Genomic DNA, 26,587 nt, shown 5'->3' on the forward strand with positions numbered 1-26,587 from the left:
GTACGTTCGAGCACGCCACGGTGCCGTTCATCCCTCGACGGGTGCGATCGGGCGCACGGACGCCGCTTCGCGCGCCGCCGGCGCGAATCGCAGCGGCAGTTCGATGCGCACGGTCGAGCGTTCGTCGTCGCCGGTCGAAAAATGCAGCGCCCACGCGTCGCCGTAAAGACAGCGCAGCCGATCCTGCGTGTTGGAAAGCCCGATGCCGCTGCCGCCGGTGCGCGGCGGCGACTGCGCCGCGCGCCCGTCGTTGCGCACTTCGATGACGAGGCGTTCGCCGGCGCGCGCTATCGTCAGCGCGAGCGTGCCCGGCGCGCGCCGCCGCGCGATGCCGTGCACGATCGCGTTCTCGGCCAGGGGCTGCAGCATCAGCGCCGGTACCAGCGCCTGGGCGCACGTCGGGTCGATCGACCAGGCCACGTCGAGCCGTTCGCCCAGACGGATCTTTTCGATCGCGAGGTATTGGGCGACGAGCGCGGTTTCCTCGGCGACGGTGATCTCGTGTTCGGGGCTGGCGAGGCTGTAGCGCAAGAGGCCGCCGAGCGCGACCAGCATGCGGTCGGCGGCGTCGGCGTCGTGGTGAATGAGTTCGGCGATCGAGTTCAGCGCGTTGAACAGGAAATGCGGATGCAGCTGCGCGGCGAGCGCATCGAGCCGCGCGCGCGTGAGGCGCGTTTCGAGTTCGGCGATGCGCACGCGGTTCTGGTGCGTCTTTTCCAGATGTACAAAGAGATAGCAGACGAAGACGATCAGGAGAATCTTCGTGTGGCTGTAGAAGAACGCCTGCTTGAGGAGCATGCCCGGCGGCGGCAGCGGTTCGTGCCAGGGCGCGTAGATGCCGTCGACGAGCGGATGCGCGAGCCACGAGAACGCCGCGCGCGCGAGCACGGCCGTGGCGACGGCGGCGGCGAGGGTCAGGCCGCTCGAAAGCCACGTTTCGCGCGTCAGCGGCACGCGCCGCGCGAGCGCGAGAAACGCGAGCGTCAGCGGCGTCCAGTACAGGAGCGCGCCGGGCAGCAGCAGCTCGAGGCACATCGCATACGTGACGTTCGGGTCGTTCGCCGTCTCCAGACCGTGCACCTGCGCCGCGTTGACGAGCGCGTAGGCGAACCACACCAGCGTGACGACGGCTACGGCGGCGGCGTTCTTTCTGAGTCGGGGCATGGCGTCGTTCATGCGATAGGCGGGGCGGCGCGCGGCGGTCTCGCCTGCGTCGGCGTGTCGTGCAGCGGCAGTTCGATGCGCACCAGATACCGCTCGTCGCGCAGGCCCTGCGTCAGCGTCCACGCGTCGCCGTACAGGCAGCTTAGCCGATCCCGGGCGTTCGCAATCCCGACGCCGTGGCCCGGCGCGGGCGGCGCGGGCGCCGAGGGCGCGTCGTTGCCCACTTCGGCGACGAGCATCGCGCCCGAACGCCGGACGGCGATACTGACGGTGCCGGCCGCGCGCCGCCGCGCGATGCCGTGCACGACCGCGTTCTCGGCGAGCGGCTGCAGGATCAGCGCCGGCACGAGCGCGTCGGCGCAGTCGGCGTCGACCGACCAGCGCACGTCGAGGCGATCGCCGTAGCGGATCTTTTCGATCGACAGGAAATGCGCCGCGAGCGCGATTTCCTCGCCGACGCGAATCTCGTCGCGCGGATTGGCGAGGCTGAAGCGCAGAAGCGTCGCGAGCGCCTTGAGCATGTGCCCGGCCGCCTGCGCGTCGCGATGGATCAGCTCGGCGATCGAGTTCAGCGCGTTGAAAAGAAAGTGCGGATTCAATTGCGCCGACAGCGCGTCGAGGCGCGCGCGCGCCAGGCGCGTTTCGAGTTCGGCGATGCGCAGGCGGTTTTCGTGCGTGCGCCGGATCTGCACCCACGCAAAGCACAGGCAGACGACCAGCAGCACCTTGGTCTGCTGCAGGTAGATCGCACGCAGCAAGCCGTCCGGCAACGGCGGCAGCGGATCGAACGGCGAATACGCCTCGGCGAAGATCGGTTCGATCAGATAGCCGTACGCGGCGCGCGCGACGACCGCGGCCACCGTCGCCGCGACGAGTTTGGCGACGCCCCACGGCCACAGCGCGCCGGCGAGCGGCAGGCGTCGCGACAGCGCGAGAAATGCAAGCGTCAGCGGCGTCCAGAACACGAGCGCGTCGGGCACGTCGTTCAGCGCATGCAGCGAGAACGACTGATACGGCTCGCCGGGCATCCGCAGAAGGTACGCGTGCAGCGCGTCGGTCAGCGCGTAGACGGTCCAGCCGGCCGCGACCACGACCCATTCCCGGACGATCGCGCGACGGGCGGTCATGCGTCGGCCGGCCGCGTTTCGGGCGCGCGTTTTCCAGGCGCCTGCGTTTCGGGCGCGATGCGCAACGGCAGTTCGACGCGGACGGTGCGGCGGCCGGCCGCATCGATGCCCGCCGAGAGCACGTGATCGCCGCCGTGGAGGCCGCGCAGCCGCTCCAGGACGTCGGCCGGCGGCGCGGCGTGCGCGGCGTGCGGCGCGACCGGTTCGGCGCGAACCTCGATCGCGAGCCGTTCGCCGCGCGCCGCGATCGCGACATGCAGCGCAACGCGGTGCGCGTGCAGGACGTATTCGGCCAGCGCCTGCACGATCAGCGCAGGCACCAGCGCTCGCCCGCTGCCGGCATCGACCGACCAGCGCACGTCGAAACCGTGGCCGCGCGCGCGTTCGATCGCGAAGTAGTCGGTCGCGAGCGCGACTTCCGCGTCGACGGTGGTCTCGTGCGCGGCGCTCGCGAGATTGAAGCGCAGCAGCGTCGACAGCGACATCAGCGCGCGGTCGGCCGCGTCGGCATCGCGGTGCGCGAGCGTCGCGATGAGGTCGAGCGCGTCGAAGAGGAAACGCGGCTGCAACTGCGCCGAGAGCGCGTCGAGACGCGCGCCGGCCACGCTCCGTTCGAGTTCGGCGATGCGCAGACGGCTCTCGTGGGTCACGCGCAGATGCGTCCACGCGTAGCACACGAAAGCGATCACGCAGAGTTCGAAATGATAGCCGGCGAGGCTCCGCGCGAGATGTCGCGCCAGCGGTGCGGCCGGCGCGTTCCAGCCGGCGTAGAAGGCCGGCCGCCAGTGATTGGTCAGCCACAGCAGCGAATCCTGCGCGACCAGCGCGATCGCCAGCACCGCCGCGAGCCTGATCGCGCCGCGCGGCCACAGGTCGTGCGTCAGCGGCACGCGCCGCGCGACGGCGAAAAACGCGAACGTCAGCGGAATCCAGATCGCGAGCGTCCGAACCATCAGCATCTGCAGCACCGCGAGATACGTCAGGCCCGGGAACTCGTCGATCCACAACGCGCGGTATTGCAGCGCGTCGAGCAGCGTATAGGCGAACCACGCCGCGCAGATCGCGATCGAACGCCTGACGGCGGCCGGCCGCTCGCGGTTCATCGGCCGGCGCCGGACGCCGCGCGGACGGCCGGCGAACGCGACCGGTGCGCACGGCGGCTGCGCGACGTGCGTTCAGGCACCGTCCGGCGCCTCGTACGACACCGCGACGACGACGAACGTCGCGCGGCCGGAGGGCAGCATCGCCTCGAATTCGTCGTCGACGCGTTTTTTCAGCACCGCGCGCGCGAGCGGCGAATCGATGCTGATGAAGCCGCGCGCGGCGTCCGTTTCGTCGGGGCCGACGATGCGATAGCGGTGCACGGCGCCGTCGTCGTCCTCCACGTCGATCCACGCGCCGAAGAATACGGCGCTGCGGTCGGTCGGCGCGCCGTCGGCGATTTTCAGCGTCTGCAGGCGCTTGGTGAGATAGCGCACGCGCCGGTCGATCTCGCCGAGTTGCTTTTTGCGATAGATATACTCGGCGTTTTCGGAGCGGTCGCCCTCGGCCGCGGCGGCGCTGAGCGCCTGCACCACTTCGGGCCGCAGCTTGCGCCACAGGTACTCGAACTCCTCGCGCAGGCGCGCGTTGCCCTCGCGCGTGATGATCGCGGTCGAAGCGGCTTGCGGCGGACGCCAACGGCTCATGGCGGAATCGTCGTACGGAACGGGCGGCGATTGTAGCGGCGCGCGCGCCGGCCGATACAATATTCGCGTACCCGGGGGAACGCCTTGCTGATACTGCCGCTGCATCGCCGCCTTACGCGGCGCAATTTTCCGTTCGTCACGCTGGCGCTCGTGCTGGCGAATTTCTTCGTGTTCTTCGCGCTGCAGAGCCAGGACGGCGCTGCCACGCGCCGCGCGCTCGCGTTCTACGGCGACAGCGGCCTGGCGCAGGTCGAGTTTCCGGCGTACCGCGACTGGCTGCGCGCGCACGGCGGCAAGGATGCGGCCGAGCGTGCCGCGTTCGTCGAGCAGGCGCTCGCGGCCGGCAGCACCATGGCGGTGCTCGTGCTGCAGTCCGACCAGCCGTTTCTCTCGGCGCTGCGCAGCGGGACGGTCGTCACGCCGCAGGCCGAAAACTACGAGTCGTGGAAAAAAGAGCGCACGGAATTCGACGCGCTGTGGGGGCGGCGCTTTACGGATTCGCACGCGCTGAACTACCAGGAACTGAGCCCGTCGCGCATCCTCTGGGCGATGTTCATGCACGGAGGCATCGGGCATCTCGTCGGCAACATGGTGTTTCTGGTGATCCTTGGCCTCCTCGTCGAAGGCGCGCTCGGCGAAGCGCTGTTCGCGGCGGTGTACCTGCTCGGCGGCGTCGGCGCGTCGCTCGTGAGCCTGATGCTGCGCTGGGGCGATCCGGGCTATCTCGTCGGCGCGTCGGGCGCGATCGCCGCGCTGATGGGCGCGTACTGCGTGCTGTGGGGCATGCGCAAGGTGCGCTTCTTCTATTGGTTCGTCGTCGTGTTCGACTACGTGCGCGCGCCGGCGCTCGTGCTGCTGCCGGTGTGGCTCGGCTGGGAAGTGTTCCAATGGCTGTTCGCGGAAGGCAGCAACGTTGCGTTCGATGCGCACGCCGGCGGCATCGTCAGCGGCGCGCTGCTCGCGTTCGGTGTGCGCACGCTGCGCTGGGAGCGGCGCGATTTTCTCGACGAGGACGAAAAAGCCGAGCAGGTCAAACAGGTGCAGACCGATCTGGCGCAGGCGCTCGGGCACCTGGGCAAGCTCGAAATCGCGCAGGCGCGCGCCATCCTCGAAAAGCTCGACTCGGCCGGGCCGCCGTCGCCGGACGTGCGGATCGCGCTGTACCGCTGCGCGCGCTACGCGAACGATCTCGACGGGATGCACAAGGCCGCGCGGCACGCGCTGTCGCTGCCGCAGTCCGGACCCGTCGTGCACAAGCTCAAGGAACTGTTCGACGACTATCGCAAGGCGACGGGCGACCGCGTGCGTCTGGAGCCCGCGCTGATGCTCGTCCTCGCGCGCGCCTGGACGCGCATCGGCGCCGATGCCGACGCGCGTCTCGTGCTGCGGGCGCTCGCCGCGCGGCACAGCGCGCTGCCGGGCCTGCCCGACGCGCTGCTGGATCTGGCGCGGCGCCATCCCGAATCGTCGCCGCCGTGGCGCGACGACCTCGCGTTCGTGATCGAGAAGTTTCCGGCCAGTCCGGTCGCGCAGAAGGCGACTTTTCTGCTCGCGCAGGCCGGCTGACCGGTTCGAAGGGCGCCGGACCGGCGCTCGCGGCCTACGCCTGGCGGCCGAGAGGGGCCTCCTGCGGCAAGACGCCGATGATAGACTCCGCCGCTGCCAACAGGAGCGGGGAAGGGAGCGGCAATGGCCGGCAAAGCAGATTCCGTCAAGACGATTTTCTACGCGCTCGGCGCGAACTTCGCGATCTTCGTCGCCAAGCTGTTCGCCGCGATCGTAACGGGTTCGGGTTCGATGCTCGCCGAAGCGGTGCACTCGCTTGCCGACTGCGGCAACCAGGGGCTCCTGCTCCTGGGCTTGAAGCGCGCCAAGCAGCCGCCGTCGCCGGATTTTCCGCTCGGCTACGGCAAGGCGATCTATTTCTGGTCGTTCCTCGTCGCGCTGATGCTGTTCAGCGTCGGCGGCATTTTTTCGATTTATGAAGGAATCCACAAGCTGCACTCGCACGAGCCGCTCAAGTGGGCGTGGCTCGCGGTCGGCGTGCTGTCGTTCGGCATCGTCGCCGAGGCGTTCTCGATGTGGGGCTGCGTGCGCGAGGTGAACAAGGCGCGCGGCTCGCAGAGCCTGTGGCGCTGGTTCCGCGAAAGCCGCCAGAGCGAACTGATCGTGATCTTCGGCGAAGACCTCGCGGCGCTGCTCGGTCTCGTCTTCGCGCTGGTCGCCGTCATCGCGACGATGATCACCGGCAATCCGGTGTACGACGCGATCGGTTCGATCGGCATCGGCGTGCTGCTCATCGTCATCGCGGTGTTCATCGCGGTCGAGGTCAAGGCGCTCTTGATCGGGCAGGGCGTCGAACCGCGGGTCAAGGAAGAGATGCTGAAGTTCCTCGGCGAGCGGCCCGAGATCAAGAAGGTCTACAACCTCCTGACGCTGCAGCTCGGCCCCGATGTGATGGTCGCGATCAAGGCCGAGATGAGCCGTTTCCTGTCGCCCAGGGACATGATCGACGACATCAACCGCGTCGAGGCCGCGCTGCGCGCGCAGTTCCCGGACGTGCGCTGGTGCTTCTTCGAGCCCGACGCGGCCGACTGATGTCGGTGCCCCGGTCCGCGAACCGGGGCGCTTCAGCGGATTCCGATGCCGACGCCCACGCCGACGCGCCACGTCGGCTGGTCGAACTGGTAGCCCGCCGGCCAGCGGTGCACGTGTTCGGCGCGCACGAGCGGATAGACGTATTCGCTGTCCTGCACGCGCCCGACGCGCGTGCCGGCGAGGCTGCCGGTCGCGGTGACGAACAGGCCGTCGGGGTAGTCGTGACGCTCGGCGTAGCCGGGCAGCACGAGGATGAAGCGGCCCTGCGTCGCCGCGCGCGGCACCGGGCGCTGGGCGCGGTCGAGCGGATAGCCGAGCACCGTGACTTCCGTGCTGTCGGCGAGGTTCGACACCGCGAGTATCATGCCGCCCCACAGCACGGTCTGGTCGGCGTAGTTTTCGGGCGTCGCGGCCACTTCGTGCGGCATCGCGGCGACGGGCGGCGATGCGGGCATCAGCACGGGGCCGGTCGTCGCGCAGGCGGCGAGCGCAAGGCAGGACAGGGCGGCGGCGAGTCGGGCGGTCGTATTCATCGGCGGTTTCGACGGGGCGAATGGCCGACTATTGTCCGCCATCGCTGAACGGGGATTTAGCGACGGGTGTCATCGCGATGCGATGATGCTGCAACAATCGCGTTACTTCCGGCATTTTGCACTTTCGCGCGGGCTGCGAGACTGTCCCGCGACAACGCATCATCACGCAACATCATCAAGGGTCTTGGGGAATCCTATGAAACGCCTGTTCAAATGGCTCGGCATTCTGCTGCTCGTGCTCGTCGTCGGCATCGGCGCGCTGTTCGTGCACGTGTGGTACTTCAAGCCGGCGAAGATCGACTGGTTCTACGGCCGCGTGTTCGCGAAGTTCGCGGTGTCGAGCCCCGAAATGCTCTCGTCGATGCGCATCCTGCCGACCTGGCTCGATTTCTACAGCGACGATCTCGCCGACGCGTCGCCGGCCGAGGACCAGCGCCAGTTCGAGCTGGTCAAGGAAAGCCACGACACGCTGCTCTCGTACGACCGCAACGCGCTCGACGACAAGGGCAAGCTCTCGTACGACGTGCTCGAATACTTCCTGCGCCTGCAGGTGGAAGGCGACAAGTTCCGCGGCTACGGCTTCCCGGTCAACCAGATGTTCGGCATCCAGAGCGCGCTGCCGAACTTCATGGCCGACCAGCACCCGGTCACGAACGCCGGCGAGGCGAAGAACTACGTCACGCGCCTGGGCAAGTTCCCGGCGAAGTTCGACCAGGTCATCGAAGGCCTCGACCTGTACGAAGGCAAGGGCATCGTGCCGCCGCAGTTCACGGTCGAGAAGGTGCTCACGCAGATGCGCGACTTCTCGGGCAAGCCGGCGAAGGAGAACACGCTCTACGTCACGTTCAAGGAAAAGCTCGACAAGATTCCGGCCGACCAGATGGACCCCGCCACGCGCGAGCGTTTCCTCGGCGAAGTCGAGGGCGCGATCAACGCGTCGGTCTATCCGTCGTACAAGAAGCTGATCGCGCATTTCGAAGCGCTCGCGCCCAAGGCGCAGGGCAACTTCGGCGCGTGGCATCTGCCGAACGGCGACGCGTACTACGAATGGTGCGTGCGCCAGCACACGACGACCGAAATGAAGCCCGATCAGATCCATGAGATCGGCCTCGCCGAAGTCGCGCGCATCAGCGGCGAGATGGACGCGATCCTGAAGAGCCAGGGTCTTGCCGAAGGTACGATCGGCGACCGCGTGCGCGAGCTGACCAAGCGTCCGGACCAGCTGTTCCCGGATACGCCGGAAGGCAAGCAGGAACTGATCAAGCGCTTCCAGGACATCCTCAACGACATCGACGGCAAGCTTGGTCCCGCGTTCGACGTGCGCCCGAAAGTGGGCGTCGAAGTGCGTCCGGTGCCGGAGTTCTCGCAGGCGACCGCGCCCGGCGCGTACTACCAGCCCGGCGCGTTCGACGGCTCGCGTCCCGGCGTGTTCTACGCCAATTTGCGCAATGTAGCGGAAATGCCGAAGTTCACGATGCGCACGCTCGCGTATCACGAAGGCATTCCGGGCCATCACTTCCAGATCACGATCGCGCAGGAACTCACGGGCCTGCCGTTCTTCCGCCGCGTGCTGCCGTTCACTGCGTATGCGGAAGGCTGGGCGCTGTACACCGAGCGCCTCGCGTGGGAACTCGGCTTCGAGAACGATCCGCTCGACAACCTCGGCCGCCTGCGCGACGAAATGATGCGCGCCGTGCGCCTCGTCGTCGACACCGGCATCCACGCGAAGAAGTGGACGCGCGAACAGGCCGTGGCCTACATGCTCGAGAACACCGGCATGGTCGAAACCGACGTCGTCGCCGAGATCGAACGCTACTTCGTCATGCCGGGCCAGGCGCTCGGCTACAAGGTCGGCATGTTGAAGATCCTCGAGCTGCGCGAGCGCGCGAAGGCGGCGCTCGGTCCGAAGTTCGACATCCGCCAGTTCCACAACCAGGTGCTGACGGTCGGCTCGCTGCCGATGGTGCTGCTCGAACGCGTGATCGACGACTGGATCGCCAAGTCGAAGGGCGCGTAACCTCGGGCGATGACGCGCCGCGCCGCTGCGCGCGGCGCGTCATTCGCCGACGATCCACTCCACGCCGTGCTGGCCGAAGCGGCCCTGCGCCATGTGCTGCGTCAGTACCGGCAGCAGTTCTTCGAGCTGCTGGTCGAACTTCCACGGCGCGTTGACGACGACCATGCCGGTGCCGTTGAGCCGAAGCGCCGAATTGTCCGGATGCAGCAGGAGCTCAGCGGCGAGCACCTTGGTGAAGCCCGAGGTCTTGAGCCAGCGATAGAACGGCTGCAGATGCTGGCGCAGCTTGATCGGATACCAGATCGCGTAGACGCCGTTCGGCCAGCGCGTGCGCGCCGCGGCGAGCGCCGCTTCGATCACGCGAAATTCCGAATCCTGCGCCTCGAACGGCGGATCGATCAGCACGAGCCCGCGTTTTTCCTTCGGCGGCAGCATCGCCTTGAGCGCGGCGTAGCCGTCGCGCTCGTGCACGGCGACGCGCGCGTCGCCGCGAAACAGTTCCCTGAGCCGCGCGCATTCGTCCGGCTGCAGCTCGCACAGCTGCGCGCGGTCGTTTTCGCGCATCAGGAGGCTCGCGATCAGCGGCGAGCCGGGATAGACCGACAGATCGTGCGCCGGCCGATGGGCGTTGAGCGCGCGCACGAGGTTCAGGTACACGTGCAGCGCGGCGGGCAGGCGCGTGGCTTCGAGCAGGCGCAGCACGCCGTCGGCGTGTTCGCCGGTCTTGAGCGCTTCTTCGCCGCGCAGGTCGTAGCGGCCGCTGCCGGCGTGCGTGTCGATGTAGCAGAACGGCGTCGCCTTCTGCTTGAGCGCTTCGATCAGGCCGACCAGCACGCTGTGCTTGAGCACGTCCGCGAAATTCCCTGCGTGATAGGCGTGGCGGTAGTTCATGACGCGCTCCGTTGCGTTGCGGACATCAGTATGGGGAACGGCGTTGTGGCGGACAACGCTTGACGGACGGCATCCAACCTTCCGGCGCATTCGCGCATCCATGACTTCCGGCACCTACCCGCGGGTGCCGGCTGCGCGAGTGTCCGCGAGCCCATCGGGGAACATCCATTCGGAGCTGCACATGAAACGCGTGTTCAAGTGGCTCGGTATTCTGCTGTCCGTGCTGATCGTCGGCGTCGGCGCGCTGTTCGTGCACGTGTGGTACTTCAAGCCGGCGAAGATCGACTGGTTCTACGGCCGCGCGTTCGCGAAGTTCGCGCTGGAAAGTCCGGAAATGCTGTCGGACCTGCGCATCGTGCCGCCGTGGCTCGACTTCTACGGCGACGATCTCGACGATGCGTCGCCCGCCGGCGTGCAGCGCGCGTTCGACCTGACGAAAGACACATACGACATGCTGCGCTCGTACGACCGCGGCGCGATCGACGAGAAGGCACGGCTGTCGTACGACGCGCTCGAGTATTTTCTGCGCCTGCAGATCGAAGGCGACGCGTTTCGCGGCTACGAATTTCCGGTCAACCAGATGTTCGGCGTGCAGAGCACGCTGCCGAACTTCATGGCCGAGACGCATCAGGTGACGAACGCTCGCGAAGCGAAGGATTACCTCGCGCGCCTTTCGAAGTTTCCGGTGAAGTTCGACCAGGTGATCGAAAGCCTGACCGGCTACGAGGCCAAGGGCGTGATCCCGCCGCAGTTCACCGTCGAGAAGGTGCTCGTGCAGATGCGCGAGTTCGCCGCGACGCCGGCGAGGCAGAACGTGCTGTATGCGACGTTCAAGGAAAAGCTCGACAAGATTCCGGCCGGCGAGATGGACGCCGCCACGCGCGAGCGCTTCCTCGGCGACGTCGAGAACGCCGTCAACGCGTCGGTCTATCCGTCGTACAAGAAGCTGATCGCGCATTTCGAAGCGCTCGCGCCGAAGGCGCAGGGCAACTTCGGCGCATGGCACCTGCCCAACGGCGACGCGTACTACGCGTGGTGCGTGCGCCAGCACACCACCACCGACATGAAGCCCGAGGCGATCCACGAGATCGGCCTCGCCGACGTGGCGCGCGTCGGCGCTGAAATGGATGCGATCCTGCGCGATCAGGGCCTCGCCGAGGGCACGATCGGCGACCGCGTGCGCGAGATCGGACGCCGGCCGGACCAGCTGTTCGCGAACACCCCTGAAGGTCGCCGCGAGATGATCGCGCGCTTCCAGCAGATCCTCGACGAGATCGACAAGGGGCTCGGCTCCGCGTTCGACGTGCGGCCGAAGCTCGGCGTCGACGTGCGCGCCATCCCGGAGTATTCGCAGGCGACCGCGCCGATCGGCTATTACATGTCGGGCGCGTTCGACGGCTCGCGGCCGGGCGTGTTCTACGCGAACACGCGCGACACCGCCGAGGTGCCGAAATTCATCATGCGCAGCCTCGCGTATCACGAGGGCACGCCGGGCCACCACTTCCAGATCACGATCGCGCAGGAACTCACCGACCTGCCGTTTTTCCGGCGCATCCTCGGATTCACCGCGTTCGCCGAAGGCTGGGGCCTCTATGCCGAGCGGCTCGCGTGGGAGCTCGGCTTCGAGAACGATCCGCTCGACAACCTCGGCCGCCTGCGCTTTGAAATGGTGCGCGCGGTGCGGCTCGTCGTCGACACCGGCATCCATGCAAAAAAGTGGACGCGCGAGCAGGCCATCGCGTACATGCGCGACAACACCGGCATGGCCGAGGCCGACGTGGTCGCGGAGATCGAACGCTATTTCGTGTTCCCGGGACAGGCGCTCGCCTATAAAATCGGCATGCTGAAGATCCTGGAGCTGCGCGAGCGCGCGAAGGCCGCGCTGGGCTCGAAGTTCGACCTGCGGCAGTTCCACAACCAGGTGCTCACGAACGGCGAGCTGCCGCTCGTGCTGCTCGAAGGCGTGATCGACGGCTGGATCGCGCGAACGAAGGCGGGCTGATCGGGAAACATGCTCAGGGTAGAAACGTATACCGGCGCGCACGTCGCGCCGCATCTCGACCGCGTCGCGGCGCTGCGCATCGCCGTGTTCCGCGACTGGCCGTATCTGTACGACGGCGACGCGGCCTACGAAGCGACGTATCTGGCGACGTATACGCGCTCGGCGCGCAGCCTGTTCGTGCTCGTCTTCGACGGCGACGCGGTCGTCGGCGCGTCGACCGCGCTGCCGCTCGCCGACGAGACCGACGCGTTCCGGGCGCCGTTCGCCGCGCACGGCATCGGCGTCGACGACGTGTTCTATTTCGGCGAATCGGTGCTGCTGCCGGCGTATCGCGGGCGCGGTCTCGGCCACGCGTTCTTCGACCGCCGCGAGGCGCATGCGCGCGCTTGCGGCGGCTTTCGCACGACCGCGTTCTGCGCCGTGCAGCGCGACGCGAACGATCCGCGCCGGCCGCCGGGCCATCGCGACAACGACGCGTTCTGGACGAAGCGCGGCTACGCGCGGCGCGACGATCTCGCGTGCGAACTGCCGTGGAACGAACTCGACCGCGGCGAGACGCCGCACCGCCTGGCGTTCTGGCTGCGCGCGCTGGAGCCGGCATGAGCCTGCGCCTCGCGCTCGCGCAGTGGCGCATCGGCGAACCGGCGACGTTCGACGCGTTCGCCGCGCGCGTGCGCGCCGAACTGGACGCCGCTGCCGACGAGGGCGCCGCGCTCGCGGTGCTGCCGGAATACCTGTCGCTCGAACTCGCCGCGACGTTCGATGCGGACATCCGCGGCGACTTCGTGCGCTCGCTCGCCGCGCTGCAATCGCTGTACGATGACTGGCTCGCGCTGTTCGCCGATGCCGCGCGCACGACCGGCATGCACGTCGTCGCCGGCACGTTTCTCGCGCGGCAGGACAACGGCCGCTATCGCAACCGCGCGTGGCTGTTCGCGCCGGACGGCCGCCGCGTGTTCCAGGACAAGCTGAGCCTGACCGGCTTCGAGCGCGGCAGCGGCGTCGTCGAAGCCGGCGACGCGTTGAAGACGTTCGATACGCCGTTCGGCCGCGTCGGCATCGCGATCTGCTACGACAGCGAATTTCCGCTGTACGCACGCGCGCAGTGCGAAGCGGGCGCGCGGCTGATCCTCGTGCCGAGCTGCACCGACACCGATGCCGGCGCGACGCGCGTGCGCGTCGGGTGCATGGCGCGTGCGCTCGAGAACCAGGTGTACGTCGCGCAGTCGGTAACGGCCGGCGAAGCGCCATGGAGTCCGGCGCTCGACGTCAACACCGGCGTCGCGGCGCTGTATGCGCCGAGCGATCGCGGTCTGCCGCCCGACGGCGTCGTCGCGCGCGCCGAGACGGGGCCGACGTGGCTGATCGCCGATCTCGATCCCGAACGCCTCGCGACTGTGCGACAAACGGGACAAGTCGCAAACGCGGCAGACTGGGACGATCAGCTGCGGCCGAGCGTGCGCGTTGCCAAGGTCGAGAAACTGTCCGACGAAGCCGCGTCGGAGCCCCCTTGAGTCAAGGGGCGGCCAAGCGATTGCGAAGCAAGCGCTTGGCGGGGATGTGGGAAGCACGCGGCCTATCCAGAAATGCGGCGTCGACGGTTGCCCGTAGTTTTCCGATTGGCGATCAACTGCGCCCGAACGTACGGGCGGCGATCGTCGAATCGATCAGGCGAACAGACTGACGCCGCGCACCAGCCACAGCGAGAAGCCCGCGAGGCCGCTGGCGATCATCGCGGCGGCCAGCACGTCACTCGGAAAGTGCAGGCCGAGCACCACGCGCGAGGCCGCCACCAGCAGCGTGAACGGCACCAGCACCGCCGCGAGCCACGGGAAGTACGCGCAGGCCACCAGCGTGAAACTCACCGCGTGCAGCGTGTGGCCGGACGGAAAACTGTACTCGTCCAACGGTGGAATATGTGCCACGATGCCTTCGTGCGCGCGGAACGGGCGCGGCCGGCGCGTATGCTTTTTCAGCGCGCGGTAGATCAGGAGCGCGGCGATGCCGGTCGCGGCCATGTGCGCGGCGGCCTGCGCGCCGCGCGCGCCGAGCGTCAGCGCGAGCACGCCCATCAGCGTGTACCAGAACACGCCGTCGCCGAGACGGCTGACCACGCCGAAGAACCGCGCGATCGCGCGGCGCGTGCCCCAGCGGTTGGCGGCCAGGCACAGACGCCACTCGCCGCTTTTCACTTCCAGGCGGTTCCAGCGTTCGATCGCGTTCATGGTCGGTTTCTCCCGGACAGCGCGGCCAGCAGTTCGGCGAAGTGGTCGGTAACGGATTGCGGACTGAGCGGCAGCATCGCCTCGCGTCCGGCGGCGGCCATCGCGCGGCGCGCGTCGGATGCGCGCGCAAGGTCGAGCGCGGCGGCGACGAACGCGTCGGCGTCGCCCGGCGCGATGCGGCGGCCGGTGCGGCCGTCGTCGATGTGTTCCTTCGCCGCGCCGTAGTCGAACGCGACGGTCGCGACGCCGCTCGCCATCGCTTCGAGCGTGACGTTGCCGAACGTTTCGGTGAGGCTGGCGAACAGGAACAGGTCGCCGCACGCGAAGTGGCGCGCGAGCGCCTCGCCGCGGAGCGAACCGGTGAAGATGAAGTCGGGGTTCGCGGCGGCGAGCGCGGCGCGCGCCGGACCGTCGCCGACGAACACGTAGCGCGCGTGCGGCAGTTCGCTTTGGATCGCGCGGAACGCGCGCACGCCGAGATCGAGGTTCTTTTCCGGCGCGATCCGGCCGACGTAGATGACCGCGAGATCGTCCGGCGTCAGACCCCAGCGGCGGCGCAGTTCGGCATCGCGGCGCGCGGGATCGAACAGATGGGTGTCGACCGCGCGGCGCAGCAGGCGCACGTCGCCGAAGTCGCGTTCGCGCAGAAAGCGCGCCAGTTCGTCGGTCGGCACCAGCGTCGCGGCGGCGAGGCGATGGAAATGCCGCAGCCAGGCGAACACGAGCGGCGTCAGGAAGCCCACGCCGTAGTGGCGCGCGAAGTCGTCGAAGCGCGTGTGGAAACCGGTGCTCGCGGCGATGCCGAGACGGCGCGCGGCGCGCAGGGCGGAGTGTCCGAGCGGGCCCTCGGTCGCGACGTAGATCGCGTCGGGCCGCTGTGCGCGCCACAGCGCTTCGAGCCGGCGCCGCGCCGGCAGGCCGAAACGCAGGCCCGGATAGCGCGGGATCGCCGCGCCGCGCATGAGAACGTCTTCGGCCACGCCGTCCGCACTGCTCGGCTGGGCCTGGTGCGGCCGGATCAGCTGCACGGCATGGCCGCTGCCGCCGAGTCCCTGGGCGAGCGCCTGCACGGTCAACGCGACGCCGTTGATTTCGGGCGGGTAGGTCTCGGTGACGATCGCAATGCGCACGGCGGGCGGCCTGGTGGTTTGCGCAAGCCTGCGGGCCGGCGTTTGCGCGGCCGTTGCCGGCAGGTGACAGGTCAATGACGGCGCCGCCGGTCATGTAACATGACTGTCACAAACACGTCCCAGCATGCGCCGATGCCCGTTTCCGCTACCGCCGCGCCGTTGGCTGCGCGCGCCCTTGCCCGATTGCCGTCACGATTGCGTCGCGAACGCCTGCTCGGCGTTTTCGTGACGGGCGCGGCCGTCGTCGTGATTGCGGCCGTGCTCGGCATTCCCGCGTTTCTGCTGCTCGACGCCGGCGTCGAGCCCGTGCGGTTCGATCGCCTGTGGCCGCTCCTGGCCGGCAGCTTCAAGGCCGCGCTGTTCGCGCTCGCTTTCGCGTTTCCGCTCGCGCTCGCGGCTGCCGCGTGGTGCGCGCGCTTCGCGCGGCCCCGGCTGCGCGCGTGGCTCAAACCGCTGTTCGAACTGTTCGAAGCCGTGCCGGCCGTCGTGCTGGGGCTCGTCGCCGCCGTGACGCTGGCGCCGTGGCTCGCCCGGCACGTGCTGGCCTTTGCCGCGTTTCTCGCGCTCGCGCCGCCGGCGCTCGCGCTGGCCGGCATCGCATGGCAGGCGTTCGCGCCGCGCGCGTGGCAGCGTCGCTGCGACGGCCGCGAGGCATGGCTCGCTGTGCCGGCGTTGATTGCGGTGGCGCTCGTTGCCGCCGCGCTCGGCGGTCCGCTCGCGGCGGTGCTGCCGGCCGCGCTGTCGCAGCCGGCGACGCCCTGGAACGCGCTCGTCGTCGGCGTCGTGCTCGGTCTTGCGGTGATGCCGACGATGTTCACGCTCGCCGAGGACGCGCTGTTCGCGGTGCCGGCGAGTCTCTCCGACGGCGCGTACGCGCTCGGCGCGACGCGCTGGCAGGCGCTGGCCGGGTTGATCCTGCGCGCCGCGAGTCCGGGCATCGCCGCGGCCGTGCTGCTCGGTTTCAGCCGCGCGCTCGGCGAAACGATGATCGTGCTGATGGCGAGCGGCAACACGCCGCTGTCCGACGCCGACCCGCTCTCCGGCCTGCGTTCGATCGCCGCGAACCTCGCACTCGAAGCGCCGGAGGCCGTACCTGGCGGCGCACACTACCGGCTGCTGCTGACGTCCGCGCTGTGGCTGTTCGGCGCGTGCTTCGTGCTCAATTCGATCGCCGAGGGCGTGCGCGGTCGCCTGCGCCGCCGCTACACGGCGCTGTGACCGTGGCTCGCGCACGCAACGCGCGGCGTACCGACGCCGCCGGGCTCTGGCTCGCCGCCGCGGGCATCGCGATCAGCCTCGCCGCGCTCGTCGGCCTCGTCGCGCTGCTCGCGTCGCAGGCGTTGTCGGGTTTCGCCGTCAGGCCGATCGAAGAAATCCGCTGGCGCGAAGTCGACATCGTGCGTCAGGAGCTCGCCGCGCTCGTCGCCGACGACGGCGCGCATCTCGTCGTGCGCGGCAGCGAGACGGAGCGTGCCGGCGGCGCGTATCGGCGCGTCGCGCTGGCCGACGTCGTCTCGCGCGAACGGCCGCGCGACGCGGTAAGTCTGCGCCTGGCCGACGGCCGCGAACTCGTCGCGCGCGGCGACGTCGCCGCGTGGCTCGCGCTGGAGAACGCCGCGACGATCGCCGCGCCGGGACTGCCGCCCGGCCTGCGTCGCGCCGACGTCGTCGAAGCGATCGCGCCGAATGCGCTCGGTCTCGGCGCGCGCGCCGCCGTCGTCGCGTCGCGCGCGTGGCAGTTCGTTGCCGGCGACGAGCGCCGCGACGACGGCCTGTTCGCGGCGCTCGTGGGCACGGTCGTGCTGGTGTTCGCGATGAGCATTCTCGTCATGCCGCTCGGCGTGCTCGCGGCGCTGTGGCTGCACGAATATGCGGGCGACGGCATCGGCGCGCGCGCGATCCGCGCCGCCGTCGCGAATCTGGCCGGCGTGCCGGCCGTGATCTACGGCCTGTTCGGCCTCGTGCTGTTCGTGCACACCGTCGGCGCGAATCTCGACGCGTGGCTGTTCGCCGACGCGCTGCCGTCGCCGACGTTCGGCAGCGGCGGTCTGATGTGGGCGTCGATGACGCTCGCGCTGCTGACGCTGCCGGTGGTCGTCACCGCGACCGAGGAAGGGCTCGCGCGCGTGCCGCAGGGATTGCGTCAGGCGGCGCTCGCGCTCGGCGCGACGCGCGCGGAGCTGATCCGGCGCGTCGTGCTGCCGGTCGCGCGGCCGGCGCTTTTGACCGGCCTGATTCTCGCGATCGCGCGCGCGGCCGGCGAAGTCGCGCCGCTGATGCTCGTCGGCGTCGTCAAATACGCGCCGGCGCTGCCGGTCGACGGCGAGTTTCCGTATCTGCACGCGTCGCGGCAGTTCATGCACCTGGGCTATACGGTGTACGACCGCGCGCTGGCCGGCGGCGACGCGCTGCGCTCGACGCCGCAAGCCTATGCCGCGGCGCTGCTGCTCGTCGCGGTGGTCGCGATCCTCAACCTGTCGGCGATCGTCGTGCGCAATCGCCTGCGCGAATCGACGCGGGGCCTTGCATGAACGTACCGACGCCGGCGATGACGCCGGATCTGCTCGACGGACTGGAACTCGCGCTGTCGGCGCGCGGCGTCGTCGTCGACTACGCGGGCCGGCGCGCGCTCGACGGCGTCGATCTCGACGTGCCGCGGCAGCGCGTCACGGCGCTGGTCGGTCCGTCCGGCTGCGGCAAGTCGAGCCTGCTGCGCTGCTTCAACCGTTTGAACGACGAGATCGCCGATTGCCGCGTCGCGGGCGAGGTGCGCCTGTTCGGCGAGGACGCGTACGCGGACGGCGTCGCGCTGCCGGACCTGCGCCGCCGCGTCGGCATGGTGTTCCAGAAACCCAATCCGTTTCCGCTGTCGGTGTCCGACAACGTCGCGTTCGGGCTGCGCCTGGCCGGCCTGCGTTCGCGCCGCGAGATCGAGCAGCGCGTCGAAGCGGCGCTGCGCGCCGCCGCGTTGTGGGACGAGGTGCGCGACCGTCTCGGCGACAGCGCGCTCGCGCTGTCGGCCGGCCAGCAGCAGCGGCTCGTCATCGCGCGCGCGATCGCGGTCGAACCGGACGTGCTGCTGATGGACGAACCGGCCTCGATGCTCGACCCGATCTCGACGCTGCGGTTCGAGGAACTCGTCGTCGCGCTGGCCGAGCGATACACGGTGCTCGTCGTCACGCACAACATGCAGCAGGCCGCGCGCGTCGCCGACTACACCGCGTTCATGCGCGGCGGACGGGTGCTCGAAGTGGACCGTACGGAAGCGATCTTCACGAACCCGCGGCTGCGCGAAACGGAAGACTACATCACCGGTCGATCGCGCACCGGTTAGGCGTACTATCGACCTTGCCGCAGAGGAATGTTTTTGTTGCGCTGCGGCGACGATCGCGCCCGAGAGACGCCGGCGAATCGTACGAAGTGTAACGTGATAAAAGTATCGTAAAGTTCCGTCGAGCCTCGAAACCCGAAGAAGCGCAATGGATCGTCTGCACCTCAGCCAGCATATTTCGCAGCAGTTCAACACCGAACTTGCGGCCCTGACGCGCCAGGTGCTGGCGATGGGCGGTCTCGTCGAAGCGCAGCTGGCGACCGCGCTCGAAGCGCTCGCCGAGCGCGACGCGCGGCGTTCGGCCGACGTCATCGCGCGCGAGGACGCGGTCAACGCCGCCGAACTCGAAATCGACGCGCGCTGCACGCAGATTCTCGCGCGGCGCCAGCCGGCGGCGTCGGACCTGCGCCTCGTGCTCGCGGTGGTGCGCATGGTCGCGAATCTCGAGCGCATCGGCGACGAGGCCGAGCGCATCGCCAAGCTCGCCGAAAAACTCGGCAACACCGTGGAACTGGCCGAAAGCTACGTCTTCAAGCTGACGCAGATGGGCGCGCTCGTGCGCGACCAGTTGCGCGGCACGCTCGACACGTTCGCGCGCATGGACGAAACGCGCGCGCTCGAACGCTTGCGGCGCGATCGCGAGGTCGACGTTCTGTACAAGGAACTCGCCGCGATGCTCGTGACGCTGATGCAGCGCGAGTCCGAACGCGTGCCGGCGGCGCTCGACCTGCTCTGGTGCGCGCGTTCGCTCGAACGCATCGGCGACCGCTGCAAGAACCTGTGCGAGCAGGTGATCTATCTCGTGCGCGGCAAGGACGTGCGGCATACGGGGCTGGCGAAGTCCACCACACCGCCGGAAAACTAGACTCCCTCTCCCCCAAGCGAGCTTGGGGGAGAGGGCTTGAGCGCTACCGTCCGAACGGATTGCGCAACCGCGAGAGCATGCCGCCCTTCGCGTCGAGGGCTTCGCCGAAGCGCGGCTTGTCGCTTTCGACGAAGCCGATCGCGTAGTACGCGTTGACGTAGTCGACGACGTCGCCAAGCGGCGCGCCGCTCGCGTCGCTGATGTCGGCGAGCGTGGCGTAGTCTTTCATCATGAACGTCGCGATGCGGAAGTGCTTGGCGAACTCGCGCTCGCTCTGCGGGTACTTCGCGAGCTTGAACTTCGCGCCGCGGTCGAGGCCGGGCAGCAGTTCGCCCTTCGAGCGGTTGACCGTGTAGAACCACAGGAGCCGGCTGTACGGCTGCGGGTTCGCGCTCTTGGCGGCCGCGAACTCGGCCGGCGAGAGCTCCTGCCAATCCGATACTTTGATCGTTCGTGAACAATGCGGCGCCAGCGCCCGCAGGCCGGTCGCGGCGCTGTGCCACGTCTGCGAGGCCGGATCGAGCACGAGGTCGGGCGCGTCGGGCGTGACGAGCCGCGACGGCGCCGCGAGCGGCGTGCTCGTGAGGTAGTCGACGAGCGTCAGCTCGCGCGGCGGCGCGACGGCCGGCGCGGGCGGGGGCGGTGCGGGCGCCGGTGCGGTCGGGCGCGGCGGCGCCGGCTGGCGGATCAGTTCGGACACCGGCCGCACCGGCTCGCGCGGCGCGGGCACCGGCGTCGGCGCCGCCACGGGGGCGGGTGCGGGCTCGTTCGGCGGTTCGTAGGTGTTCGCGTAGCCGGCGTTCGCGTTGCCGACCTCGAGCGCGAACATCGCGAGCACGCCGGCGACGCCGTCGAGCGTCAACGGGCGCGGCAGCAGCAGGTCGGATTCGCGCGCCGAATCGCGCGCGGTGAACGCCGCGGTGCGCGTGCCCGAAGCGCTGGCCTTGAGCCAGGCCATGTGGCCGAACACCGAGTCGACGTCGACCACGACCAGGTCGGCGTCGCCTTCGGTGCCGATGTCCCAGCGCTGGCGCAGGCGCGAGGCCGCCGCTCCGACGAGATTGCGGAACTCGGTCTCCTCGGCCGGGCTTGCGCCGACCAGGACGATCTTATAGGCCATCCGGATGCTCCCCTAAGAGCGGCGCCGGTGCGGAACGCACGGCGAGTGACGGTGATGTTGCCCCAATTGTCGCGAACGCGGCGGGGGCGTCAACTGGCACGCGTCATGCCGGCGCCGGCTCGGGCGCCGCCGGTCGCGCTTCGCGCTGCTGCATCGTCCACAGCGCCGCATAGCGGCCATGGGCGGCGAGCAGGCTCGCGTGGTCGCCGCGTTCGACGATGCGGCCCTGGTCCAGCACGACGATTTCGTCCGCGTCCACGATCGTGGAGAGCCGGTGCGCGATGACGAGCGTCGTGCGGTCGCGCGCGATTTCGGCCAGCTCGGCCTGGATGATCTTCTCGGTGCGCGTGTCGAGCGCGCTGGTCGCCTCGTCGAACACGAGCAGCGCGGGATTCTTGAGCAGCGTGCGCGCGATCGCGACGCGCTGCTTCTCGCCGCCGGACAGCTTCAGTCCGCGCTCGCCGACGGTCGCGTCGTAGCCCTGCGGCAGCGACACGATGAAATCGTGGATATGTGCCGAACGCGCCGCGGCGATCACTTCCTCGCGCGTCGCCTCGGGTCGGCCGTAGGCGATGTTGTAGTAGATCGTGTCGTTGAACAGGACCGTGTCCTGCGGAACGATGCCGATCGCCGTGCGCAGCGAATCCTGGCTGACCTGCCGGATGTCCTGGCCGTCGATGCGGATCGCGCCGCCGCTGACGTCGTAGAAGCGGTACAACAGGCGCGCCAGCGTCGATTTGCCGGCGCCGGTCGTGCCGACGACCGCGAGCGTCTTGCCGGGCGGGATGCGGAAATCGACGTCGTGCAGGATCGGCCGCGCGGGGTCGTAGTGAAAGTCGACGTGTTCGAACGACAGTTCGGCGCCGGTCACGGCGAGCGGCGGCGCATCGGGCGCGTCGCGCACTTCCTGCGGCTCGTCGAGCAGCGCGAACATGCGCTGGATGTTCGTCAGCGCCTGCTTGACCTCGCGATAGACCATGCCGAGATAGCTCAGCGGAATCGACAGCTGGATCAGGAACGCGTTGACGAGCACGAGGTCGCCGATCGCCATGCGGCCTTCCGCGACGCCGACGGCGGCGCGCCACAACAGGAGCGTCAGGCCGATCGCGACGATGCCGGCCTGGCCGATGTTGAGCACGGCGAGCGTCTTGAGGCTCTTGACCGTCGCGTTTTCGAGTTTCGTCAGCGCCGAGTCGAAGCGGCGCTGTTCGTGTTCTTCATTATTGAAATATTTGACCGTCTCGTAGTTGAGCAGAGAATCGACGTTGCGTGCGTTCGCCTCGGTGTCGGCCTCGTTCGCGGCGCGGTAGTAGCGCAGGCGCCATTCGGTGACCGAGAACGTGAACGCGATGTAGGCGACCAGCGTGCCGAGCGTGATCACGGCGAAGCTCGCGTCGTAGCGCGTGACGAGAATGATCGCGACGACGGCGATTTCGAACAGCGTCGGCAGGATCGTGTACAGCGTCCAGTCGAGCAGGTCGGAAACGGCGGTCATGCCGCGTTCGACGTCGCGGGCGACGCCGCCGGTCTTGCGGTCGAGATGAAAGCGCAGGCTCAGCCCGTGCAGGTGGCGGAACACGGCGAGCGTGATCTTGCGCGACGTGCGCGCCATGACGCGCGCGAACACGATCTGGCGCAGCTCCTGGAACAGCGACGAGGCCAGGCGCAGCGCGCCGTACGCGACGAGCGGAACGAGCGGCAGCAACAGCAGCGACGGCTTCACGTCGAGCGCGTCGATGAGGTCCTTGAGCGTCAGCGGCACGGCGATCGTCGCGAGCTTCGCGGCGATCAGGCAGCCGATCGCGAACGCGACGCGCCCGCGGTACGGCCAGATGTGCGGCAGCATCAGCCGCAGCATGGCGAAGAGCGAACGTTCCTGGGGCGGTGCTGGGCTCATGCGCGGGGCCGATGGATGCGGAAGGGGCATATGGGTGCGTATCGTGGCTGCGCAAGGCGCGCCGGCGTGCGCGTATCATCGTCGTCCTCACCCCGAAAGACGAGGAACCGCCATGTTCAAGACTCTTGCCGCCATCGCGCTCGCCGCGGCGTGCACCGTCGCCGTCGCGCAGGACGCCGCCAAGCCGTCCGGCCTGCCGCGCACGAAAGCGGTCGCCGGCACCGAACTGTATTTCATCGCGCCGGCCGACGGCGCGACGGTCGAGAAAACGTTCACCGTGCGCTTCGGCCTGAAGGGCATGGGCGTGGCGCCGGCCGGCGTGGTCAAGGACGGCACCGGCCACCACCACCTCCTGATCGACGTGAAAGACCTGCCGCCGATGGATCTGCCGCTGCCGAACGACGATACGCACAAGCACTACGGCCTCGGCCAGACCGAAACGACGGTCACGCTGCCGCCGGGCGAGCACACGCTGCAGCTCGTGCTCGGCGACGCGGCGCATATCCCGCTCGATCCGCCGGTGCTGTCGAAGAAGATCACGGTACACGTCAAGTAGCCCGGTTTCGAGGCGGTCCGCGCGGCGCGGATCGCCTCGGTTAACATACGCGCCCCAAGGAAACCGAATCATCGCAATGACCGTACGTACGCGCTTCGCCCCGAGTCCCACCGGCTACCTCCACATCGGCGGGGCGCGCACCGCGCTGTATTGCTGGCTCGAATCGCGCCATCGCGGCGGCGAGTTCATCCTGCGCATCGAAGACACCGACCGCGAGCGCTCGACCGACGCCGCGGTGCAGGCGATTCTCGACGGCATGCGCTGGCTCGATCTCGGCCACGACGAAGGCCCGTACTACCAGACGCTGCGCATGGAGCGCTATCGCCAGGTCGCCGAAGATCTCGTGCGCGCCGGCAAGGCGTACTACGCGTACGAGACGAAGGAAGAACTCGAAGCGATGCGTTCGCAGCAGATGGCCGCGAACGTCAAGCCGCGCTACAACGGCGCGTATCGCGACCGCGCCGAACCGCTGCGCGACGATCCGAATCGCGTGATCCGCTTCAAGAACCCGACGGCGGGTTCGGTCGTGTTCAACGACAAGGTCAAGGGCCGCATCGAGTGGAGCAACGAGGAACTGGACGACCTCGTGATCTTCCGGTCGGACGGCTTTCCGACGTACAACTTCGCCGTCGTCGTCGACGACATCGACATGAAGATCACCGACGTGATCCGCGGCGACGACCACGTCAACAACACGCCGCGCCAGATCAACATCTACAACGCGCTTGGCGCCGCCGCGCCGGCGTTCGCGCACCTGCCGATGATTCTCGGGCCGGACGGCCAGAAGCTGTCCAAGCGCCACGGCGCGGTCAGCGTGATGCAGTACCGCGACGACGGTTTTCTGCCGCACGCGGTGCTCAACTATCTCGTGCGGCTGGGCTGGTCGCACGGCGACCAGGAAATCTTCTCGCGCCGGGAAATGATCGATCTGTTCGACGTCGCCGACGTCAACGTGTCGGCCGCGCGCTTCGACGTCGAGAAGCTCTCGTGGCTGAACCAGCAATACCTCAAGAACGACGATCCGGCCGAACTCGTGCCGCATTTTCTGTGGCATCTCGACGCCGCCGGCTACGACGTCGCGAGCGGCCCGGCACCGGCCGACGTGATCGTCGCGCTGCGCGACCGTGCGCGGACGCTCAAGGAAATGGCCGAGAAGGCGGCCGTGTGGTACGGACCGATCAGGGAATGGGACGACGCGGCGGTCGCCAAGCACCTGAAATCGGCGACGGCGGTACCGGCGCTCAAGGCCGTGCACGCGCGGCTCGCCGCGGTCGCCGAATGGAACGTGGAAAACGTGCACAAAGCGATCGAAGCCGCCGCGGCCGCGATCGGCGAAGGCATGGGCAAGGTCGCGCAGCCGCTGCGCGTGGCGATGACCGGCACGCAGGTGTCGCCGTCGATCGATCACACGGTGTTTCTCGCCGGGCAGTCGCGCGCGGTCGCGCGCGTGGAAGAAGCGCTCAAACGCATCGGAGAATAAGTTCCGACCCTCATGGACTCGCTGATCCGGCAACTGCTAGACGGCGTCGACCTGTCCGACCCGGACGCGGTGTGGACCGTGTTCTGGCGGCTGATGGACATGGTCGACTGGTGGCTGCTGATCGCGATAACGCTCGTCGGCATCGTCGGCGGCGGACTGATCGGTTGGCGTCGCGGCACGTTCTGGCGTGACGTCGCGCTCGGCGCGGCGCTCGGACCGCTCGGCTGGATCGTATCGTTCGTCCTGCCCGCGCGCGTGCGTACGTGCCTTGCGTGCGGGCACCGCAATTCGGCGGGCAGCGCGACATGCACGCGCTGCGGAGACGCGTTGCCGCCGGTGCGCTGAGGCCGCCGCTGTGGTCGTTGCGCGCAATCGCAACGATGACTTTCGTTACCCAACGTTTAGCGGTTGAATGCGCGGGGCGCGGAGCCCAATCTGTACATGCGTTCCCCAAGGAGAGCCCGCATGAACATCGATCAAGCCAGCCCCGACGTCCTGCCGCCGAGCCCGCCGCCGCCGCAGGCAGGTCCGACCGCGGACGAAAAGCAGTGGGCGATGCTGGCGCATCTGTCGGCGCTCGTCGGCGGCCTCCTGACCGGCTGGGCCGGCGGGTGGGGCGTCTTCGTCGGTCCGTTGGCGGTCTGGCTGCTGAAGAAAGACACAATGCCCTTTGTGGACGACCAGGGCAAGGAAGCGCTGAATTTCAACATCACGGTGGCGCTGGTGTGCGTGGGCCTGCTGCTGTTCTCGGTCATCACGATCGGCATCGGCCTCATCGTCGCGATCCCGGCGTGGCTGGTGCTGTGCATTGCGTGGCTGGTGGCGACGGTGGTCGGCGCGCTCAAGGCGAGCGAGGGCATGGCATACCGGTATCCGCTGACGCTGCGGCTGGTGAAGTGACGTTCGCGTAAGCGGCCCATGCTCGTCATTCCAGCGAAAGCTGGAATCCAGCTTCTCGGGGCGCTGAGAGCAACGGCTGGATCCCAGCTTTGGCTGGGATGACGAGCGAGAGCAGAAGCTGGGTAAGAGCAGGGCGAAGCGCTCTACGAAACCCGCTCCGCGACGAACCGCGCCAGCGCCATCAAATCGTCGCCGCGCGACCCGAGCGGCGCCAGCTGCGCCACGGCCTCGGCGGTCAACGCCGCCAGCAGCCGACGCGACTCGGTCATGCCGTGGATCGCCGGATACGTCGGCTTGTCGTTCGCCGCGTCCTTGCCCGCCGTCTTGCCGATGACGTGGCTTTCGCCCTCGATGTCCAGGATGTCGTCGCGGATCTGGAACGCGAGGCCGACGCAGTGGCCGTAGCGTTCGAGCCGCGCGAGCAGCTCCGCGTCGCGGCAGCCGGCCGCCAGCGCGCCCAGGCGCACCGAGGCACGGATCAAAGCGCCGGTCTTGTGTACGTGCATGCGTTCGAGTTCGGCGACATCGAGGGTCTGGCCGACCGCCGCGAGATCGAGCGCCTGGCCGCCGGCCATGCCGTGGGAACCGCACGCCGCGCCGAGCACACGCAGCATCTCCACGCGCGTGCCGGCATCGACCGGCGCGGCGACGTCGGCCGCGAGCAGCTCGAACGCCAGCGCCTGCAGCGCGTCGCCGGCGAGGATCGCCATCGCTTCGCCGAACACGATGTGGCACGTCGGTCGGCCGCGACGCAGGTCGTCGTCGTCCATCGCCGGCAGGTCGTCGTGCACGAGCGAGTACGCGTGAATGATTTCGACCGCTGCCGCCGACGCGTCGAGTGCTTCGGATGACGCGGCGAGCGCCGCGCCCGTTGCGTAGACGAGCATCGGCCGCAGGCGCTTGCCGCCGCCGAGCACCGCGTAGCGCATCGCCCGGTGCAGCTCGACCGGCGCCTGCGACTCGGGCGGCAGAAAGCCGGAAAGAACGGTCTCGGCGCGCGCCGAATACGCGAGCAGGCGCGCCGGCAGCTCGATACGGCTGCCGTTGCCGTCGTCGCGGATCG

25 protein-coding genes are annotated in these 26,587 nt (G+C 68.8%); 14 read left to right on the forward strand and 11 right to left on the reverse strand.

The features are described 5' to 3' along the window. Window positions 1–27: 27 nt before the first annotated feature. From OD750_RS06350 to greB, 4 genes are all read right to left on the reverse strand, one after another. Entirely contained in the window at window positions 28–1,164 is a 1,137-nt protein-coding gene (locus OD750_RS06350) for a sensor histidine kinase (RefSeq protein ID WP_263543417.1), read from the reverse strand. An 8-nt stretch (window positions 1,165–1,172) separates the two neighbouring features. Beyond that, on the reverse strand, window positions 1,173–2,291 hold the full coding sequence (locus tag OD750_RS06355) for a sensor histidine kinase (protein ID WP_263543418.1): 1,119 nt from the start codon (window positions 2,289–2,291) through the stop codon (window positions 1,173–1,175). After that, window positions 2,288–3,394: a sensor histidine kinase gene (locus OD750_RS06360; protein ID WP_263543419.1), complete on the reverse strand. Its 1,107-nt coding sequence runs from the start codon at window positions 3,392–3,394 to the stop codon at window positions 2,288–2,290. Before OD750_RS06360 ends, OD750_RS06355 begins: the two co-directional genes overlap by 4 nt. 72 nt (window positions 3,395–3,466) lie before the next feature. Next, on the reverse strand, window positions 3,467–3,979 hold the full coding sequence (gene greB / locus OD750_RS06365; protein WP_263543420.1) for a transcription elongation factor GreB: 513 nt from the start codon (window positions 3,977–3,979) through the stop codon (window positions 3,467–3,469). A gap of 84 nt (window positions 3,980–4,063) precedes the next feature. On the opposite strand from greB, the gene OD750_RS06370 reads away from it, so the two are divergent. Both OD750_RS06370 and OD750_RS06375 read left to right on the forward strand, forming a co-directional pair. Next, window positions 4,064–5,545 (forward strand): rhomboid family intramembrane serine protease, encoded by a 1,482-nt coding sequence (locus OD750_RS06370; RefSeq protein ID WP_263543421.1) that lies wholly within the window; start codon window positions 4,064–4,066, stop codon window positions 5,543–5,545. Window positions 5,546–5,668: 123 nt separating this feature from the next. Next, window positions 5,669–6,577 carry a cation diffusion facilitator family transporter gene (locus OD750_RS06375; RefSeq protein WP_263543422.1) on the forward strand — a complete coding sequence of 303 codons (909 nt, stop codon included), beginning with the start codon at window positions 5,669–5,671 and terminating at the stop codon, window positions 6,575–6,577. A 32-nt stretch (window positions 6,578–6,609) separates the two neighbouring features. Here the strand turns inward: OD750_RS06375 and OD750_RS06380 are convergent, their stop codons facing one another. Then, on the reverse strand, window positions 6,610–7,110 hold the full coding sequence (locus OD750_RS06380) for a Slp family lipoprotein (protein ID WP_263543423.1): 501 nt from the start codon (window positions 7,108–7,110) through the stop codon (window positions 6,610–6,612). Between the two features lie 196 nt (window positions 7,111–7,306). Here OD750_RS06380 and OD750_RS06385 point away from each other — a divergent pair, with 196 nt between their 5' ends. Further along, window positions 7,307–9,127, forward strand: coding sequence for a DUF885 domain-containing protein (locus OD750_RS06385; protein ID WP_263543424.1), 1,821 nt, complete (start codon window positions 7,307–7,309; stop codon window positions 9,125–9,127). 39 nt (window positions 9,128–9,166) lie between these two features. On the opposite strand, the gene OD750_RS06390 is transcribed toward OD750_RS06385, so the two are convergent. Next, window positions 9,167–10,018, reverse strand: coding sequence for a 23S rRNA (adenine(2030)-N(6))-methyltransferase RlmJ (locus tag OD750_RS06390; protein WP_263543425.1), 852 nt, complete (start codon window positions 10,016–10,018; stop codon window positions 9,167–9,169). 181 nt (window positions 10,019–10,199) lie between these two features. Between OD750_RS06390 and OD750_RS06395 the strand changes: the two genes are divergently transcribed. From OD750_RS06395 to OD750_RS06405, 3 genes are read left to right on the forward strand one after another with little or no spacing between them, the layout of a single operon-like run. After that, entirely contained in the window at window positions 10,200–12,020 is a 1,821-nt protein-coding gene (locus tag OD750_RS06395; protein WP_263543426.1) for a DUF885 domain-containing protein, read from the forward strand. Window positions 12,021–12,029: 9 nt separating this feature from the next. Next, window positions 12,030–12,623: a GNAT family N-acetyltransferase gene (locus tag OD750_RS06400; protein WP_263543427.1), complete on the forward strand. Its 594-nt coding sequence runs from the start codon at window positions 12,030–12,032 to the stop codon at window positions 12,621–12,623. A gap of 2 nt (window positions 12,624–12,625) precedes the next feature. Then, window positions 12,626–13,534, forward strand: coding sequence for a carbon-nitrogen hydrolase family protein (locus OD750_RS06405; RefSeq protein ID WP_263543531.1), 909 nt, complete (start codon window positions 12,626–12,628; stop codon window positions 13,532–13,534). Window positions 13,535–13,687: 153 nt separating this feature from the next. Here the strand turns inward: OD750_RS06405 and OD750_RS06410 are convergent, their stop codons facing one another. Continuing rightward, entirely contained in the window at window positions 13,688–14,245 is a 558-nt protein-coding gene (locus OD750_RS06410; RefSeq protein WP_263543428.1) for a phosphatase PAP2 family protein, read from the reverse strand. Continuing rightward, window positions 14,242–15,375 (reverse strand): glycosyltransferase family 4 protein, encoded by a 1,134-nt coding sequence (locus tag OD750_RS06415; RefSeq protein ID WP_263543429.1) that lies wholly within the window; start codon window positions 15,373–15,375, stop codon window positions 14,242–14,244. Before OD750_RS06415 ends, OD750_RS06410 begins: the two co-directional genes overlap by 4 nt. A gap of 132 nt (window positions 15,376–15,507) precedes the next feature. Here OD750_RS06415 and OD750_RS06420 point away from each other — a divergent pair, with 132 nt between their 5' ends. From OD750_RS06420 to phoU, 4 genes are all read left to right on the forward strand, one after another. Further along, window positions 15,508–16,593, forward strand: a complete 1,086-nt coding sequence (locus tag OD750_RS06420; protein ID WP_263543430.1) for an ABC transporter permease subunit — start codon at window positions 15,508–15,510, stop codon at window positions 16,591–16,593. Window positions 16,594–16,595: 2 nt separating this feature from the next. Continuing rightward, window positions 16,596–17,906, forward strand: coding sequence for a phosphate ABC transporter permease PstA (gene pstA, locus OD750_RS06425; protein WP_263543431.1), 1,311 nt, complete (start codon window positions 16,596–16,598; stop codon window positions 17,904–17,906). Beyond that, the gene (gene pstB, locus OD750_RS06430; RefSeq protein ID WP_263543432.1) at window positions 17,903–18,709 is read left to right on the forward strand and encodes a phosphate ABC transporter ATP-binding protein PstB; all 807 of its coding nucleotides are present in this window, start codon (window positions 17,903–17,905) and stop codon (window positions 18,707–18,709) included. The genes pstA and pstB overlap by 4 nt, the downstream gene beginning before the upstream one ends. Before the next feature lie 145 nt (window positions 18,710–18,854). Further along, window positions 18,855–19,571 (forward strand): phosphate signaling complex protein PhoU, encoded by a 717-nt coding sequence (gene phoU / locus OD750_RS06435; protein WP_263543433.1) that lies wholly within the window; start codon window positions 18,855–18,857, stop codon window positions 19,569–19,571. A 43-nt stretch (window positions 19,572–19,614) separates the two neighbouring features. On the opposite strand, the gene OD750_RS06440 is transcribed toward phoU, so the two are convergent. Next, window positions 19,615–20,691, reverse strand: coding sequence for a hypothetical protein (locus OD750_RS06440; protein ID WP_263543434.1), 1,077 nt, complete (start codon window positions 20,689–20,691; stop codon window positions 19,615–19,617). A 103-nt stretch (window positions 20,692–20,794) separates the two neighbouring features. After that, on the reverse strand, window positions 20,795–22,588 hold the full coding sequence (locus OD750_RS06445) for an ABCB family ABC transporter ATP-binding protein/permease (protein ID WP_263543435.1): 1,794 nt from the start codon (window positions 22,586–22,588) through the stop codon (window positions 20,795–20,797). A 112-nt stretch (window positions 22,589–22,700) separates the two neighbouring features. Here OD750_RS06445 and OD750_RS06450 point away from each other — a divergent pair, with 112 nt between their 5' ends. The 4 genes from OD750_RS06450 to OD750_RS06465 all read left to right on the forward strand — a co-directional run bounded on the left by OD750_RS06450 (window position 22,701) and on the right by OD750_RS06465 (window position 25,524). Next, window positions 22,701–23,144, forward strand: coding sequence for a DUF4399 domain-containing protein (locus tag OD750_RS06450; RefSeq protein ID WP_263543436.1), 444 nt, complete (start codon window positions 22,701–22,703; stop codon window positions 23,142–23,144). 76 nt (window positions 23,145–23,220) lie between these two features. Beyond that, complete coding sequence (gltX, locus tag OD750_RS06455) at window positions 23,221–24,624, forward strand: glutamate--tRNA ligase (RefSeq protein ID WP_263543437.1); 1,404 nt, start codon at window positions 23,221–23,223, stop codon at window positions 24,622–24,624. A 12-nt stretch (window positions 24,625–24,636) separates the two neighbouring features. Further along, a complete protein-coding gene (locus OD750_RS06460; protein ID WP_263543438.1) occupies window positions 24,637–24,969 on the forward strand; it encodes a hypothetical protein in 333 nt (110 codons plus the stop codon). 120 nt (window positions 24,970–25,089) lie between these two features. After that, window positions 25,090–25,524 (forward strand): DUF4870 domain-containing protein, encoded by a 435-nt coding sequence (locus OD750_RS06465; RefSeq protein ID WP_263543439.1) that lies wholly within the window; start codon window positions 25,090–25,092, stop codon window positions 25,522–25,524. 143 nt (window positions 25,525–25,667) lie between these two features. On the opposite strand, the gene ispA is transcribed toward OD750_RS06465, so the two are convergent. Beyond that, complete coding sequence (ispA, locus tag OD750_RS06470; RefSeq protein WP_425508220.1) at window positions 25,668–26,585, reverse strand: (2E,6E)-farnesyl diphosphate synthase; 918 nt, start codon at window positions 26,583–26,585, stop codon at window positions 25,668–25,670. Window positions 26,586–26,587 lie beyond the last annotated feature (2 nt).

Origin of the sequence: Tahibacter soli, from assembly GCF_025717065.2 — a bacterium.
Taxonomy (GTDB): Bacteria; Pseudomonadota; Gammaproteobacteria; order Xanthomonadales; family Rhodanobacteraceae; genus Tahibacter; species Tahibacter soli.

Coding starts and splice junctions, on each gene's coding strand:
- gltX (WP_263543437.1), top strand. CDS start 23,221: ATGACCGTACGTACGCGCTTCGCCCCGAGTCCCACCGGCTACCTCCAC.
- greB (WP_263543420.1), bottom strand. CDS start 3,979: ATGAGCCGTTGGCGTCCGCCGCAAGCCGCTTCGACCGCGATCATCACG.
- OD750_RS06350 (WP_263543417.1), bottom strand. CDS start 1,164: ATGCCCCGACTCAGAAAGAACGCCGCCGCCGTAGCCGTCGTCACGCTG.
- OD750_RS06380 (WP_263543423.1), bottom strand. CDS start 7,110: ATGAATACGACCGCCCGACTCGCCGCCGCCCTGTCCTGCCTTGCGCTC.
- OD750_RS06440 (WP_263543434.1), bottom strand. CDS start 20,691: ATGGCCTATAAGATCGTCCTGGTCGGCGCAAGCCCGGCCGAGGAGACC.
- OD750_RS06360 (WP_263543419.1), bottom strand. CDS start 3,394: ATGAACCGCGAGCGGCCGGCCGCCGTCAGGCGTTCGATCGCGATCTGC.
- OD750_RS06385 (WP_263543424.1), top strand. CDS start 7,307: ATGAAACGCCTGTTCAAATGGCTCGGCATTCTGCTGCTCGTGCTCGTC.
- OD750_RS06445 (WP_263543435.1), bottom strand. CDS start 22,588: ATGAGCCCAGCACCGCCCCAGGAACGTTCGCTCTTCGCCATGCTGCGG.
- OD750_RS06395 (WP_263543426.1), top strand. CDS start 10,200: ATGAAACGCGTGTTCAAGTGGCTCGGTATTCTGCTGTCCGTGCTGATC.
- pstB (WP_263543432.1), top strand. CDS start 17,903: ATGAACGTACCGACGCCGGCGATGACGCCGGATCTGCTCGACGGACTG.
- OD750_RS06465 (WP_263543439.1), top strand. CDS start 25,090: ATGAACATCGATCAAGCCAGCCCCGACGTCCTGCCGCCGAGCCCGCCG.
- OD750_RS06355 (WP_263543418.1), bottom strand. CDS start 2,291: ATGACCGCCCGTCGCGCGATCGTCCGGGAATGGGTCGTGGTCGCGGCC.
- OD750_RS06400 (WP_263543427.1), top strand. CDS start 12,030: ATGCTCAGGGTAGAAACGTATACCGGCGCGCACGTCGCGCCGCATCTC.
- phoU (WP_263543433.1), top strand. CDS start 18,855: ATGGATCGTCTGCACCTCAGCCAGCATATTTCGCAGCAGTTCAACACC.
- OD750_RS06450 (WP_263543436.1), top strand. CDS start 22,701: ATGTTCAAGACTCTTGCCGCCATCGCGCTCGCCGCGGCGTGCACCGTC.
- OD750_RS06420 (WP_263543430.1), top strand. CDS start 15,508: ATGCCCGTTTCCGCTACCGCCGCGCCGTTGGCTGCGCGCGCCCTTGCC.
- OD750_RS06460 (WP_263543438.1), top strand. CDS start 24,637: ATGGACTCGCTGATCCGGCAACTGCTAGACGGCGTCGACCTGTCCGAC.
- OD750_RS06410 (WP_263543428.1), bottom strand. CDS start 14,245: ATGAACGCGATCGAACGCTGGAACCGCCTGGAAGTGAAAAGCGGCGAG.
- OD750_RS06390 (WP_263543425.1), bottom strand. CDS start 10,018: ATGAACTACCGCCACGCCTATCACGCAGGGAATTTCGCGGACGTGCTC.
- OD750_RS06375 (WP_263543422.1), top strand. CDS start 5,669: ATGGCCGGCAAAGCAGATTCCGTCAAGACGATTTTCTACGCGCTCGGC.